Annotated in this window: 12 protein-coding genes; 5 read left to right on the top strand and 7 right to left on the bottom strand. The window is 47.4% G+C overall.

Features of this window, described 5'->3' with window-relative positions; all coding sequences use genetic code 11:
- Positions 1-153 precede the first annotated feature (153 nt).
- On the bottom strand, positions 154-693 hold the full coding sequence (locus DWY79_RS20975) for an RNA polymerase sigma-70 factor (protein WP_005860644.1): 540 nt from the start codon (positions 691-693) through the stop codon (positions 154-156).
- Positions 694-950: 257 nt separating this feature from the next.
- Between DWY79_RS20975 and DWY79_RS20970 the strand changes: the two genes are divergently transcribed.
- Positions 951-3,206: an inorganic phosphate transporter gene (locus DWY79_RS20970; protein ID WP_005863979.1), complete on the top strand. Its 2,256-nt coding sequence runs from the start codon at positions 951-953 to the stop codon at positions 3,204-3,206.
- Positions 3,207-3,262: 56 nt separating this feature from the next.
- On the opposite strand, the gene DWY79_RS20965 is transcribed toward DWY79_RS20970, so the two are convergent.
- Complete coding sequence (locus tag DWY79_RS20965; protein ID WP_005863981.1) at positions 3,263-4,135, bottom strand: hypothetical protein; 873 nt, start codon at positions 4,133-4,135, stop codon at positions 3,263-3,265.
- A 196-nt stretch (positions 4,136-4,331) separates the two neighbouring features.
- Here DWY79_RS20965 and DWY79_RS20960 point away from each other — a divergent pair, with 196 nt between their 5' ends.
- From DWY79_RS20960 to phnW, 3 genes are read left to right on the top strand one after another with little or no spacing between them, the layout of a single operon-like run.
- Positions 4,332-5,675 carry a DUF5690 family protein gene (locus DWY79_RS20960; RefSeq protein ID WP_008774290.1) on the top strand — a complete coding sequence of 448 codons (1,344 nt, stop codon included), beginning with the start codon at positions 4,332-4,334 and terminating at the stop codon, positions 5,673-5,675.
- A gap of 34 nt (positions 5,676-5,709) precedes the next feature.
- Positions 5,710-6,498, top strand: coding sequence for a phosphonoacetaldehyde hydrolase (phnX, locus tag DWY79_RS20955; protein WP_122370321.1), 789 nt, complete (start codon positions 5,710-5,712; stop codon positions 6,496-6,498).
- 31 nt (positions 6,499-6,529) lie between these two features.
- Positions 6,530-7,615 carry a 2-aminoethylphosphonate--pyruvate transaminase gene (phnW, locus tag DWY79_RS20950; RefSeq protein WP_122144732.1) on the top strand — a complete coding sequence of 362 codons (1,086 nt, stop codon included), beginning with the start codon at positions 6,530-6,532 and terminating at the stop codon, positions 7,613-7,615.
- On the opposite strand, the gene DWY79_RS20945 is transcribed toward phnW, so the two are convergent.
- Genes DWY79_RS20945 through dapB form a run of 4 tightly spaced genes read right to left on the bottom strand, consistent with a single transcriptional unit; the run spans position 7,599 to position 11,241 of the window.
- Positions 7,599-8,228, bottom strand: a complete 630-nt coding sequence (locus tag DWY79_RS20945) for a WbqC family protein (RefSeq protein ID WP_122144731.1) — start codon at positions 8,226-8,228, stop codon at positions 7,599-7,601. The genes phnW and DWY79_RS20945 overlap by 17 nt on opposite strands.
- 2 nt (positions 8,229-8,230) lie before the next feature.
- Positions 8,231-9,091, bottom strand: a complete 861-nt coding sequence (gene lepB / locus DWY79_RS20940) for a signal peptidase I (protein ID WP_005860657.1) — start codon at positions 9,089-9,091, stop codon at positions 8,231-8,233.
- A 19-nt stretch (positions 9,092-9,110) separates the two neighbouring features.
- Positions 9,111-10,508 carry a S26 family signal peptidase gene (locus tag DWY79_RS20935; RefSeq protein WP_122370319.1) on the bottom strand — a complete coding sequence of 466 codons (1,398 nt, stop codon included), beginning with the start codon at positions 10,506-10,508 and terminating at the stop codon, positions 9,111-9,113.
- A gap of 16 nt (positions 10,509-10,524) precedes the next feature.
- On the bottom strand, positions 10,525-11,241 hold the full coding sequence (gene dapB, locus DWY79_RS20930; protein ID WP_005863996.1) for a 4-hydroxy-tetrahydrodipicolinate reductase: 717 nt from the start codon (positions 11,239-11,241) through the stop codon (positions 10,525-10,527).
- 76 nt (positions 11,242-11,317) lie between these two features.
- Here dapB and DWY79_RS20925 point away from each other — a divergent pair, with 76 nt between their 5' ends.
- Positions 11,318-12,598: a DUF2851 family protein gene (locus DWY79_RS20925; protein WP_122144730.1), complete on the top strand. Its 1,281-nt coding sequence runs from the start codon at positions 11,318-11,320 to the stop codon at positions 12,596-12,598.
- 95 nt (positions 12,599-12,693) lie between these two features.
- Here the strand turns inward: DWY79_RS20925 and DWY79_RS20920 are convergent, their stop codons facing one another.
- Positions 12,694-13,368 carry a M15 family metallopeptidase gene (locus DWY79_RS20920; RefSeq protein ID WP_233564027.1) on the bottom strand — a complete coding sequence of 225 codons (675 nt, stop codon included), beginning with the start codon at positions 13,366-13,368 and terminating at the stop codon, positions 12,694-12,696.
- Between the last annotated feature and the right edge of the window lie 576 nt (positions 13,369-13,944).

Here is a 13,944-nt window from a genome sequence, read left to right as displayed (position 1 = left end):
TCAGTCGAAAGATTGGCTCCTTTTTTTGGTATATACACCAGCCGTTGTAGAGACGTGGCGTGCCTCGCTCACTACAGACTGATAGTATTGTTACTATTGCTAGGGGATGAGACGCAGCACGCTACGTCTCTACAACTGGGGAAAATGGATAGATCAGTCGTTTATTTCTTTAGCTAGAGATTCCCGTAGTTTTCGGACTGCCGTGGCGATGTGGGCTTCTAATGTCTTTACTGATATTTCTAGGATATTTGCCGCATCCTTATATTTCATCTTATCTTCACGGATCAGTTTAAAAGCCATCTTGCATTTATCCGGGAGTGTATTGATCGCCTCATTTAAATGATCGATGCATTCTTTAGAAATAAGTTCTTCCTCGGGCGTAGTATCAGTATGCGCAAATAAATCGATCGTATTCTCATCGATCTGGACTTTCTCCATATGCTGTGTCCGGTATAGGCTGATGGCTTTGTGGCGGGCTATGCCATAGATATAAGAATCGAAGTTAGAGATCTCCGGTAATGACTTTCTATTATTCCAAAGACTTAGAAATGTATCAGAGACAATTTCCTCAGCTTCTACAGAGGAAGGCACATAAAGGGATGTAAACCGCATTAGCCTCTGAAAATAGGCTAAATAAAGCGATTTAAAAGCAGTTTGAGAATCGGATAGCGCGATTTCACAGACCCATTGCATTATTTCTTTGGAGTGTTTTTCCAAGTAACTAGAATCTTGTTAACTTATTTCCCTTCTAAATATATAGTCGCAAATGTATATAAAAACCCTTAGTGGATCTCTCTCTTAAAAGAGAAATACTTGATGTTAATTTCAACCTAATTTCATATCTGGTTGTTTTTGAATCTAATCCGCAGGTTGTAACATCATTGTAATATGTATGTAACGGATGCGAAATAATTGTTTCAGAACTTTGCGCAAGAATTATAACAATCAGTATGGAAACATTTTATTTGTTCTTGGTCATATTTTTGTTTGTATTGGCCATCGTAGATTTATCGGTCGGTGTTAGTAATGATGCCGTGAATTTCTTGAATTCAGCTATCGGCGCGAGAGCCGCATCCTTTAAAGTTATTATCGCTATCGCTGCTGTGGGAGTCTTTGTTGGTGCGGCGTTATCCAATGGTATGATGGATATCGCCCGGCATGGTATTTATCAACCCCAGCATTTTTATTTCTCGGAGATCATGTGTATCCTTGCGGCCGTTATGCTTACGGATGTGGTGCTACTGGATATTTTTAACTCATTAGGTATGCCGACCTCGACAACGGTTTCCATGGTGTTTGAGTTGGTGGGTGGAACGGTAGCGATCGCCTTGGTAAAGATCGCTAGTTCTTCAGGCGCTTTGCAATTGGGGGATCTGCTGAATACCGAAAAGGCTTTTACCGTGATTCTGGGTATCTTTCTTTCTGTGGCGATCGCTTTTTTCTTTGGTGTGATCGTGCAGTATCTGTCCCGGATCTTGTTCTCGTTTAATTATAAGAAAAGCTCTAAATATTTTATTGGTCTGTTCGGAGGTTTAGCGGCCACTTCCATCATTTACTTTATGCTGATAAAGGGACTGAAGACAAGTTCTTTTATGACGGGTGAGTTCAAGGATATGGTGTATGCCAATACGGGGATGATCGTTTTGGGATGTATGGTATTTTTTACGATCTTGATGCAGGTATTGCATTGGTTGAAGGTGAATGTATTCAAGGTGGTCATTTTGATGGGTACGTTTGCCTTGGCGTTGGCTTTTGCCGGGAATGACTTGGTGAACTTTATCGGAGTCCCCTTGGCTGGCTATTCCTCTTATATGGACTTGATGGCGCAGGGAGGGACCACTACCACAGATACATTTTTGATGACCTCTTTGTTGGGACCGGCCCAGACACCTTGGTATTTCTTGGTGGGTTCCGGGGTCGTGATGGTAATCGCCTTGGCTACCTCCAAAAAGGCTCAGAACGTGGTGAAGACTTCCTTGGATCTGTCTCGTCAATCGGATGGAGAGGAGTCTTTCGGTACATCGCCTGTCGCACGGGTATTGGTACGGAATTGCAGTAATATATCCGCTACGATATTAAGTATCGTGCCCACTCCGGTTAAGAACTGGATTGATAGCCGTTTCAACCAAAGCGAGATGATCATGGATGACAAGGCTAGCTTCGACTTGGTACGTGCCTCGGTGAACGTGGTTTTGTCCGGATTGCTGATCGCTTTGGGAACCTCCTTGAAATTGCCTTTATCTACGACGTATGTGGCTTTCATGGTCGCTATGGGTACTTCGTTGGCAGACCGTGCTTGGGGGCGTGAGAGCGCCGTATATCGCATCACAGGCGTATTGTCCGTGATAGGTGGTTGGTTCATTACGGCAGGGGCTGCTTTTACGATCTGTTTCATCGTCGCTCTCTTGATTTATTGGGGAGGTATTCCAGCTTTGGTCGCTATGATTGGTTTGGCGATCTATTCGTTGGTTCGTAGCCACTTCGCTTATAAGGCTAAATTGCGGAAAGAGGCATTGAAGGAGGAGGTGAATTCTACGGTGTCTAAACTTCGTAAGGCTACGGATACCCGTGAGGCTTTGGCCCTGTTCCGCGAGCATAGCCGTGAGGAATTACAATCCGATCTGGATTTTACGGCGGAAGTATTCGGCAAGGCAGTAAATGGATTCATGAATGAGAACCTCCGTGAGTTGCGCAAGGTCTTGACTGCCGTGGAGGAGAAGAAGATTCACTTGAAGCAAGTGAAACGTGTCGGTACGCTTGGCGTTACCCAATTGGATCACGACATCGCCGTGGAGAAGGGGCTTTATTATTATCAAGGAAATGACTTCGCCAGCGAGATCATATTCAGTATCCGTCGCTTGGCAGAACCGATGAAAGATCATATCGATAATAATTTCAGCCCGTTGAGTCCGGTACAGAAAGATGATTTTGGTAAGGTATCTGAACAAATCATCTCCTTCTTGAGAAATTGCGCTATTATGATCCGTAAAAACGATTATATTGGTTTTGAGGAGCTGATCGCTGAGTCGATTACCTTGATGAACCAACTTACCGCCTTGAAGAAAGGGGAGTTGAAGCGTATCCAAGGGCAGTCCGGCAGCACGAAGGTGAGCATGGTTTATTTGAACATGGTACAAGAAGCCCAGAACGTGGTTTCTTTTACGGCGAACCTCTTGAAGGTGAGCAGGAAGTTCCAGAAGGAATAATCAGTCTCTATTATATTAGGATGGTGGGAGACGGGGCATGCCCCGTCTCTACTGGTTTATAGGGTTAGCATCTTCTTTTCTTTGACTAAATCACTCTCGTCCATCCGCAGGGATGGGACTGTACACATCTTGATAAAATCTCCTGTCTGGCAAGTATAATCATAGTAGACCTGTTGTTCCGGGGTAAAATCTTCTTTATCGATCAGTCCGCTTTTCCGGCTCATGAATTCATCGATCTCCGTGCTTTCTGATTCCTTGATAAGAAGGATTCGGCGGGCAATCGGGTTACGATTATAATCCTGACCGATGTATAATCCTCGTAATTGGCGGGGATTCTTGAAAAATGGTATTTGCAGGTATATCGTTACCATCGTGAATTGGGGCGCTTGGTTCTCGTTCAGCATGCAATGGAAATTCTGAGGATCGGGCATGATCCCGAATCCCCATTGAGCCTCTCCATAAGCGCTGATCCGCCCTACACGGACTTGATTATCCGAGGGGGAGAGTAGGAAGGGTTCCATCTTGAGGCAGTCCGAGGAGGAAGAAAGGCTGTAACTGGTATAGATTCCTTTGAAAGCCTCTATTTTAGAGGCGGAGAGCCGTGTCTCCTCCATCAATTGCTTGGCGAAAGGATTATCTTTTAGGCTATCCGGTTCGGCGAGCTCCATCTGGTCTAGGCGAAGGATCATCTCCTCTATATGGGAAAGCAAACGTTTTTTCGACACGTTATTCACTAGGGCGAGCGCCGAGTCCAGCGCTTCTTCCGGCGGGTAACTCTTGATGCCCTCGAAATAATTCGGCAATACGGTCGTATATAGGGAGGACAATATGCTGGGAGCCATATCGATCCAGTCGGCTATCTCTTTCATCTTAACCCCATTGCTTCGTAGATATTCGATCTTTCGGTAGAATTCTTGAAGATTGTTCATGTGTTTATACTCTTGATTTACCTTACAAAATAAGAGGACATATGTTGCGTTTCCGTTTCATGAATGTTACATAAATATTTCTTTATAATTTATTGATTCCTAGTTGGGTATTAATAATATACATTCATGGGTTCAGTAATATGTCTGTAACATGGCGGCTGTACTTTTGCCTTCGAAAATAAAACGACAGAAGATTATGGACACTGCGATACAGACAAATAAAACATCCCGGAGGCGGGTTTCCGATCTCTTCTTCATCCTATGGGCCGGAGGGGCCGCTTTGCTTTCTTATTCCTTGGTATATATGTTGCGTAAGCCTTATACGGCTGCCGCTTTCGAGGATCTGGAGGTATTCAATATGGACTATAAGGTGGCGGTTACGATCGTGCAGATCTTGGGGTACGTGGTGTCGAAGTTCATGGGAATTAAGTTGATATCGGAGTTGCGGCGGGAAGAGCGCTTGCGGTTCATCTTGATGTCCGTGGTGATGGCGGAACTTTCGTTGGTATTCTTCGGGTTGCTCTCGGCTCCTTATAATATAGCGGCGATGTTCTTGAACGGGCTTTCGCTGGGATGTATGTGGGGGATTATTTTCAGCTTTATAGAAGGACGTAGGATGACGGATGTCCTCGCTAGTTTGTTGGGCGTAAGTATGGTGATCAGTTCCGGTACGGCAAAGTCTGTCGGCTTGTACGTAATGGATACGTGGCAGGTCAGCGAGTTCTGGATGCCCGCCTTGATCGGGGCGGTGGCATTGCCTTTGCTAGCCTTGTTGGGATATGCGCTGAACCGGCTTCCACAGCCTACGGAGGAGGATATCGCCTTGAAGTCGGAGCGGGAGACCTTGAACGGGCGGCAGCGTTGGGAGCTTTTTAAGCATTTCATGCCTTTCTTGACGATGCTTTTCGTGGCGAATATAGCGATCGTGGTATTGCGGGATATCAAGGAGGACTTCTTGGTGAATATCATCGATATGTCCGGTTACTCGCCTTGGTTGTTCACGCAAATAGATAGCGTGGTGACCTTGACTATCTTGGCGATCTTTGGTTTGATGGTGCTCGTGAAAGATAATTTTAAGGCGCTTTCAGTCCTGTACGGTTTGATTATTACGGGCATGATGGTCATGGCGTTCGTGTCGTTCGGGCAGGAGCGGATGGGATTGAGCCCGGTGACATGGCTTTTCTTGCAGAGCCTTTGCCTGTATATGGCTTACTTAACCTTCCAGACGATTTTCTTCGATCGCTTCATCGCTTGTTTCAAGATACGGGGAAACGTCGGTTTCTTTATTGTCTTAACAGATTTTCTGGGGTACACGGGTACGATACTGGTATTGGTGCTAAAGGAATTCGTGGGTACGAGATTGGACTGGGCGGTATTTTATAACCAACTTGCCGGATATGTAGGGATCTTTTGCTGCGCCACTTTTGTCGCTTCCTTCGTATATTTGCGGCAACGCTATCGCAAGGAGACCGCTTTATGTGGCTGCGAGGAAATAGCAACTCTTGAACCTACCGAAAACAATGTCCTTACGATCGCTTAAACAAGAAAATTATTAAATACGATACATACAGAATATGAAGAAGATTTCAGGTGTCATTATGGATTGGGCCGGTACGGCCGTGGATTATGGATGCTTCGCTCCGCTGAACGCTTTTCTCAAGGTATTCTCGGAAGAGAAAGGGATTGATATCACTTACCGGCAGGCCCGTGAGCCGATGGGTCTCTTGAAGATCGATCATATCAAGGCGATCTTGAGCATGCCGGAGGTGAACGAGAAGTTCCGTGCCCTGTATAAGAGGGACTGGAACAAGGGGGACGTGGATGAGATGTACGCTAGTTTCGAGAAACATTTGTTCGCTTCCTTGAAGGATTTCACCACTCCGATACCGGGAGTCTTGGAGACGATGGCGATGCTTCGCGAGCAAGGTATAAAGATCGGCTCTACGACCGGGTACATGGCGAAGATGATGGAGATTGTCCGTCCCGGAGCCGAGGCCAAAGGATATAGGGTAGATAATCTGGTGACACCAAACGAGGTCCCGGCCGGTCGCCCCGCCCCGTATATGATCTATAAGAATATGATAGATTTAGCGATTCCTTCCGTAGATCAAGTGGTGAAGGTAGGAGATACGATCGCTGATATTAAGGAGGGCGTGAACGCCAAGGTATGGAGCGTCGGTATCGTGACCGGTAGCAACGAGATGGGCGTGAGCGAGGAGGAATATAACAGCCGTCCGGCGGAAGAATGGGAATCTCTGAAGAAAGAGGTGCGTGAGCGTATGTTGGCGGCGGGGGCTCATTTCGTCTTGGATACGATCGCCGAGCTGCCCGCTTGCATCGAGAAGATTAACAACAGGAATTAAGCTTGATAACCGAATAGAATAAAACAATCATATGAGAAACTATTTATTATTGACACCGGGCCCGTTGAGTACGTCGCAGACGGTACGTGAGGCCATGCTTCAAGATTGGTGTACGTGGGATAAGGATTATAACGAGGGTATCGTTACCCCGATCCGTAAAGGCTTGCTGGCGATAGCGGGACTGGACGGGGATGAGTACACCAGTGTCCTGCTGCAAGGTAGCGGAACGTATTGTGTGGAGGCTACGATCGGGGCTACCGTGTGTCCGGAGGATAAATTGTTGATCCTCGCTAACGGCGCTTATGGCAAACGTATGGCGCAGATCGCCGATTATTATCATATCAATTACGTACTGGTCTCTTTGCATGAGACGGAACTGGTAACTGGCGAGGTAGCCCGACGTGCCTTGGAGGAGCATCCCGGTATCACGCATCTCTCAATGGTACATAGCGAGACCACGACCGGTTTGTTGAATCCGATTGAGGAGGTAGCCGAGGTGATCAAGGGCCGGGGGATTACCTTTATCGTGGATGCGATGAGCAGCTTTGGCGGTGTCCCTATCGACGTGAAAGGTTTAGGTATCGACTTCTTGGTCAGTAGCGCGAACAAATGTATTCAAGGAGTTCCCGGCTTCGGCTTTATCCTCGCTCAAAAAGATAAATTGATGGCGACGAAGGGGAATGCCCGCTCGCTTTCCTTAGATATCTATGCCCAGTGGGAAGCGATGGAGAAAGGGGGAGGCAAATGGCGTTTCACGTCTCCGACGCACGTGGTTCACGCTTTCTACCAAGCGATGAAGGAATTGAACGAGGAAGGCGGTATCACGGCTCGTTATAAGAGATATCAGGAGAATCACCAGATATTGGTGGAAGGTATGCGTGGATTGGGTTTCAAGACCTTGCTGCCCGATGATGCCCAAGGGCCTATTATCACTTCGTTCTTATATCCTTCCGCGGATTTCGATTTCACCTCGTTCTACGCACGGCTGAAGGAGAAAGGCTTCGTGATCTATCCGGGTAAGATCTCGGATGCGGATACGTTCCGTATCGGTAATATCGGAGATATCTTCCCGAAAGATATGGAAGCCTTGATACAAGCGATTAAAGAGATCCGGTAATCGATGCCCGTAACGTAACGAGTCCTTCGGGGCCCATATTGAACAGCAAATCAGCAATACTCAGATTGGGGAGGAATCCGAATTTCTCCCGGAATACTTGATAATAAGGTTCCGGGTGGAAGGCGGGATCTTCCCCTTCGTGTTTCGGGCAGATCGTTTCCCGGAAATCGTTGGCTACCTCTGGCTCATAATGCTCGGTGTAGACGACTGCGGGTTGCATATCCAACAGGTCACAGACTAGACGGCGCAGTTCCTCGTTGAAGTCGAGGAGGAACTCGTATTTCTTTTCGTAGAAAGGAGCGAAGTCATCGGCATAATACTCGAAAAACGGACTCATATTGTAGGCCGATACCAAAGCGTTCCAGTGTAGGTGCCGCCAGTTTCCGTGGTCGGAGATACGGATGTCCTTGGTCTGGCATTTCAAGGTATCCGGCTTGACGATGGGGATGGATAGGGAGAGTGGGCCGTTCGCGGCGGCGATGACGCAGCGGTTACGATAGGTTTGCTTCACGTAATTCTCGGCGGTCTCGATACGGACTTCCGGGTATTGGAGCATCTTGCAATATTGTTGTATGGGGCCTAGATAGGCGGTCGCTATATATACAGGTCGCATGATTAATGAACGGGTTTAAAGATTCGTTGTTTGTCGGGGCTGTACCAGCAGAGCCAAGCGTTGCCGACGATATGGTCGGCCGGTATGAAACCGAGATGGCGGGAATCTACCGCCTCGTTGGTATTATCGGACAGTACCCAATAGTAGTCTTGTCGGAAAAAGAAGAAATTAGTCTCCCGCCCGTCCAGATATAACTTTCCGTCGCGGAAGGAAGCCTTGCCATCCGTCTCCCGCAGGATGATCTCCTTGCAGGCGGTGAGCGAGGCTGCGTCCAGCGGGTAAGCCCGGTCTTTCCGGGGGACGATCAACATGTATTCTTGCATTTGTTCCCCGATAAAATGACGGTTTATGGCATCGGGCAATTCCTCCCTCAATTGATATTCCTCGAAAGCCGTGAGGCTGAGCATGCAGCCAAAACTTTCCTGCCTGAAATCCCTAAGTGGGATGTCCAACTTCTCTAACGTCTCCAAGAACGTCTCCTTGGCGCTCAGTGTTATGAAATAGGAGCTGAGGGAGCGGGGAGAGCGGGGGATTTTCTGCCCGTTTATCGTATATCCGTCCATGCTGACCCGGATCGTATCGCCCGGCATACCGATGCAGCGGCTGATGAATAAGGGAGCATCCGCTGAATCTCGAGAGAGCGGACTGGTAAAAAGCACGACCTTGCCCCGGACGGGCTTATTCTTCCCCGGTATTTTATTGACTAGGATATAATCCCCTTTATGTAAAGCCTCTTCCATAGAGTCCGTGGAGATGCGATAGGACTCTATGCAGAAAAGACGTATGAGCATGACGATCCCCGAGGCTAGCGCGAAAGCTGCCAGCCATTTCATGAGAACTATCAGGAATCGTTGGATTGTCATAATACGAAGTTTTCACCTCTTAATCCGGATGAACCCAGCGGAACAGGCGGTTCCAACGGATACCACCGTCGAACAGACTGCGATCCTTGTCCAAGGATAGCCAAACCAAGATCGGCTTGCCGACAATGTGATCCTCGGGTACGAAACCCCATGAGCGGCTATCCGCGCTATTATGGCGGTTATCGCCCATCATCCAGTAATAATCGTATTTAAACGTATAGGAAGTCTCGGGCTTGCCGTTGATGTAGACCTTGCCGTCCTTCATTTCCAAGGTGTTGTTCTCGTAATTCTTGATACAACGGCTGTACAACGCCAGATTACGTTCGTCCAACGGGATGGTAGCCCCTTTCTTCGGGATCCAAAGCGGCCCGAAGTTATCACGGGTCCAGCCAGTATTGTATCCGACCGGATAGGTAGGGCCGCCCAACGTCTCCGGCTCGATGATAACCTTCTTCACGGTAGGTAACTTCTCCGCTATCGCCAAGGCCTTTTTCGTGAGTGGCAGGCGATATACCGGGTTGTACTGTCCGTTCGCGTTAGGCGTAAAGCCTAGGTATGACAATAGGTTCTGGTAATAACCGCCGCTGGAGGCCAGCATACGGTCATCCTTGCTTACGTCCATTAGGCGGAATTGCTCCTCTGTGATCGGGGAACCGTCTGTTTCGATGAAGTAGTTGAACTGCATATCTTTCGGGTTCTCGGCGGGTTTACCGTCTATGTACACTTGGTTGTCTATGAGTTGGAGCGTATCATCCGGCATACCGATACAACGCTTCACGTAATTCTCCCGTTTGTCGACCGGGCGGTACATAACCTCGCCGAACGTGGCCTTATCCAATAAGATACGTTCCCGTCCGTACTCCTCGACCAAGGAGTAGTAATCTGGGTTTTGCACTTTCACGGCGATCGTGTCGCCTGCGGGGAAGTTGAACACTACGATATCATTACGTTTCACGTGGCCCAAACCTTTCACCCGTTTGTAGCCCCATTCCGGCCAATCCAGATACGATTTGCAGTTTAAGATAGGCAACGTATTTTGTACCAACGGGAAGGAGATCGGAGTGTTCGGAACGCGAGGGCCGTAACTTAATTTGCTGACGAACAGGTAATCTCCTACCAGCAAGGATTTCTCTAGGGAAGAACTCGGTATCTGATAGTTCTGGAAGACGAACAAATTGATGAAATAAACGGCTACCAGCGCGAATACGATATCGTCCACCCATTCCAATACGTTGCGTACCGCCGGGTTCTTAGACCGTTTCCAAGCTCCCCAAGGGATGTAGTGCGTCAAGAATATATCGACTAGGACGATTAATCCCAGCAGTAACCATAAGTTTTGCATCCAGATAGCGAACAACGTGTATAATACGGCCGCTATACTAAACTTGATCCATTGTTTTTTCGTGAACTTCTTCATCTTTTAGCTAATACGTTTAGAATTTGAATAAGTCATTCATGCCTAGGAAACCTTTCTTTCCGGCGGTAAACTCTGCCGCTATTACGGCGCCTAGCGCAAATCCGGCACGGCTCTTGGCATCATGCTTGATACTGATCGTATCTACGTCCGACTCATACGTGATCTCGTGGATACCCGGAACCTCACCCTCACGGATGGCGTGGATCGGCAGGTCGGTCGCGTTCTCGGCGTTCTCTAAGGTCCAGCGGTCTTTACGATCGATGTTTTCCAAGATACCTTCGGCCAACGTGATAGCCGTTCCACTGGGTGCGTCCAGCTTGTGGATATGGTGGACTTCCGTCATTTTAACGTCGTAGGAGGGGAAGTTGTTCATGATTTTCGCCAGATACTTGTTCATGGCGAAGAAGATATTTACGCCGATGCTGAAGTTGGAGGCGTAGAAGAAGGTTTTGCCCTCTTTCTCGCATTTCTCCTTGATCTCGCCGATACGGTCCAGCCATCCGGTAGTACCCGATACGACCGGCACGCCTACCTCGAAACATTTCATATAGTTATTGAAAGCGGTAGCCGGGGTAGTAAACTCAATCGCCGCGTCGGCGCTCTTGAACGCTTCTGAATATATATCCTCAGCGTTATTGATATCTATGATGGAAACAATTTGATGTCCTCTTTGGATGGCGATCTGCTCGATCGTTTTGCCCATTTTCCCGTAACCTATAAGTGCAATTTTCATACTTTAATTCAATTAATGTCGCAAATATACAGAAAATGAATTACATTTGAATCCAAAATCTTAACTCTGAAAGAATATGGAACGTTTATTACACTATGTTTGGAAATACAAACTCTACGCGAGTACTTCATTGGCTACCACCGAGGGGCTTCCCATCGCTGTTATCGATCCCGGAATACAAAACACCGACGCCGGTCCCGACTTCTTCAACGCCAAGATAAAGATTGACGGCACGGTATGGGCCGGAAGCGTGGAGATCCACGAGAAAGCTTCCGATTGGTTGCTGCATCATCATGATTCGGATAAGGCATATGACTCCGTTATCTTGCATGTAACAGGTGTAAATGACGCATCCATCTGCCGGATGAACGGTGAGCCTATTCCTCAATTGATATTACCCGTTCCGGAACCTGCCCGGAAAAATATCGATTGGTTATTGGCAAGAGAGGTGCCCGTCCCCTGTCTTGAGCGGATTCAAGATGTGGACTCCGTGCATCTGGCCTCATGGATGGATACCTTGCTCAGTGAGCGGCTGGAACGAAAGACAGAGGATATATACCGTCTGCTGGATCAGTACCAAGAGGATTGGAACGAGGTATTCTATATCCTATTGACCCGTAGTTTCGGCTTTGGCGTGAATAGCGACGCTTTCGAGTGGTTGGCGAAAAGCCTCCCCCTGCGATATATCCAAAAGCAAAGGGCTAGCGAGTCGCAAGTAGAGGCGATGCTTTTCGGACAAGCGGGTATGCTCTCGGAAGAGGGCTCCTGCCATTACTACCGTCTGCTGAGGCGGGAATATGAGTTTCTCCGCCATAAGTTCGGCCTCAAGCCTTTGGATGACTCCTTGTTCAAAAGCCTTCGCATCCGTCCGACCAACTTCCCGCATGTGAAGTTGGCGCAACTGTCCGCTATCTGGCATCGGTACGATACGTTGTTCTCGATGATCCTGTCCGCTTCTTCTCCTAAAGAGATCAAGGATTATTTCCGTATCCAACCCTCGGATTATTGGAAGAATCATTATCACTTCCAATACGCCTCGGTGCAAAAAGATAAAATGATCGGGGAGAATGCCTTGAATATCCTGTTAATAAATACGGTAGTCCCTCTGCTATTCGCTTACGGCGGTCGAAATAAACTTCCTGAGTATTGCCTGCGTGCGACCCGCCTCTTGGAGAGTATCCCGCCGGAACGCAATCATATCGTAACCGCTTTCGCTCGATCCGGTATCGAAGTCCATAACGCTGGTGATACGCAATCACTCATCCAGTTAAAACGAGAATATTGCGAGAAGCGAAAGTGTTTGTATTGCCGGATTGGGTTCAGGTTGCTAAAACGAAGTGTTAATCCTCCTCGGTAAAAGGAGCTCTGTAACCAGCTTAGGAAAAACACGTACATGTTTTCGAGGAAATAAGCTGATGATAGCCAAAGATAAAACTAATAATCGAAATGTGTTCATAATGATAGGTTTATCTCAAAATGCTGATAATCCTTCAATGAAGTCCAATCACCGCCCCATTCAAATCCGGCCTCAGTGAAGAGTTTGTACGCCAAATCATCGTGGTCTATTTTATACGGGATGTCGGTTCTACTCTCGCGGTCGAAAGCATACGGTTCGGCAGTGGCAGGCTCGATGTGCCAAGTACCATCACTTTTTCGCTTGACGTATGGATTGTAAAGCGCATTGATATCGATGGCAAGCCCAAGGCCATGTTTGGATATTTTAGTAGTCGAACCCGTCATGAAGCGGAAATTGAACGAGGAGGAGTTGTTGGCGCGCATCGATGTCTCATCATCGGCGCCATAATTATCAATCAACGCCATCCTCTCGATCCGGTAGCCTGCTTCATAGAGCTGGCGAAATATTCCCAGTACTTTATCCGCGATAGCGGTGTTTACTACCATCTCGCCGCATTGCGGCAATCCATCGGCATTGCGATGCAGCACTTTCAGGTAACGGAGATCGGATCTGTCCAAGGGACAATCCTCTTTCCACGATTTCAGCCACATGCGGTCGAAAACGTCATCGCTGATTTCCTCTGATTTGAACCAAGCATCCAAGCCGGTCCGGTCTATTTCAGATTTATCGACAATCGTTTCCGCTTTCCATTCGGTAAAATGAGCGGGCATGGGTTCATCACCCGAGCAAAACGAAAAAGCAGCCAGTTGTAGGAAGCAAAACGCAAAGCCTATCAGAAAACGTTTCATTGATACATCTTTTTATTAGAATTTTTCGAATATATATATGCGAAACAAATGTAGTATAAAGTTTATGAAAAGAGGAGAACTTCAGACAGGTAAGTGTCCATAGAAATCACTTTTAGTGTCCGCGGGAATCACCTTTTTGTTTCTTTTCCTTTAGTTATCAAATGCTTATGATCTTATGGGGGTCGCTATGGTTTTCCTTTATAGTATGTGCGTTAGGAGCTTTGCGTTTGTTTTATCCGGTTGTGCTTTTGTAAGGAATAAGTTAGGTATGGCTGTCTTCTTGTCGAAAAGAGGCTGCTTATCGTGACAAGTGATGTGAACGAAAAGGACGAATTAGGAGCGTGAAGTGGTGAAAATAAGGCTAGGGAACCGGAAATAGGGCTGTTTTTATGCGAAAGTAATGGAAAAAGGATACGCAAGTACTGCCGATTGGATGCGCAAGTACTGCCGTTGGGCATCGGAAGTAGCTGTGAACTGGATCGGAAGTAAGTGCGAATG

This window comes from Parabacteroides sp. AF27-14, assembly GCF_003635425.1.
Lineage (GTDB): Bacteria > Bacteroidota > Bacteroidia > Bacteroidales > Tannerellaceae > Parabacteroides > Parabacteroides distasonis.
This window is presented reverse-complemented; position numbering and strand designations above follow the sequence as displayed.

Coding starts and splice junctions, on each gene's coding strand:
- DWY79_RS20925 (WP_122144730.1), top strand. CDS start 11,318: ATGGAACGTTTATTACACTATGTTTGGAAATACAAACTCTACGCGAGT.
- DWY79_RS20970 (WP_005863979.1), top strand. CDS start 951: ATGGAAACATTTTATTTGTTCTTGGTCATATTTTTGTTTGTATTGGCC.
- DWY79_RS20920 (WP_233564027.1), bottom strand. CDS start 13,368: ATGCCCGCTCATTTTACCGAATGGAAAGCGGAAACGATTGTCGATAAA.
- DWY79_RS20945 (WP_122144731.1), bottom strand. CDS start 8,228: ATGCGACCTGTATATATAGCGACCGCCTATCTAGGCCCCATACAACAA.
- lepB (WP_005860657.1), bottom strand. CDS start 9,091: ATGACAATCCAACGATTCCTGATAGTTCTCATGAAATGGCTGGCAGCT.
- DWY79_RS20965 (WP_005863981.1), bottom strand. CDS start 4,135: ATGAACAATCTTCAAGAATTCTACCGAAAGATCGAATATCTACGAAGC.
- dapB (WP_005863996.1), bottom strand. CDS start 11,241: ATGAAAATTGCACTTATAGGTTACGGGAAAATGGGCAAAACGATCGAG.
- DWY79_RS20960 (WP_008774290.1), top strand. CDS start 4,332: ATGGACACTGCGATACAGACAAATAAAACATCCCGGAGGCGGGTTTCC.
- phnW (WP_122144732.1), top strand. CDS start 6,530: ATGAGAAACTATTTATTATTGACACCGGGCCCGTTGAGTACGTCGCAG.
- DWY79_RS20975 (WP_005860644.1), bottom strand. CDS start 693: ATGCAATGGGTCTGTGAAATCGCGCTATCCGATTCTCAAACTGCTTTT.
- DWY79_RS20935 (WP_122370319.1), bottom strand. CDS start 10,508: ATGAAGAAGTTCACGAAAAAACAATGGATCAAGTTTAGTATAGCGGCC.
- phnX (WP_122370321.1), top strand. CDS start 5,710: ATGAAGAAGATTTCAGGTGTCATTATGGATTGGGCCGGTACGGCCGTG.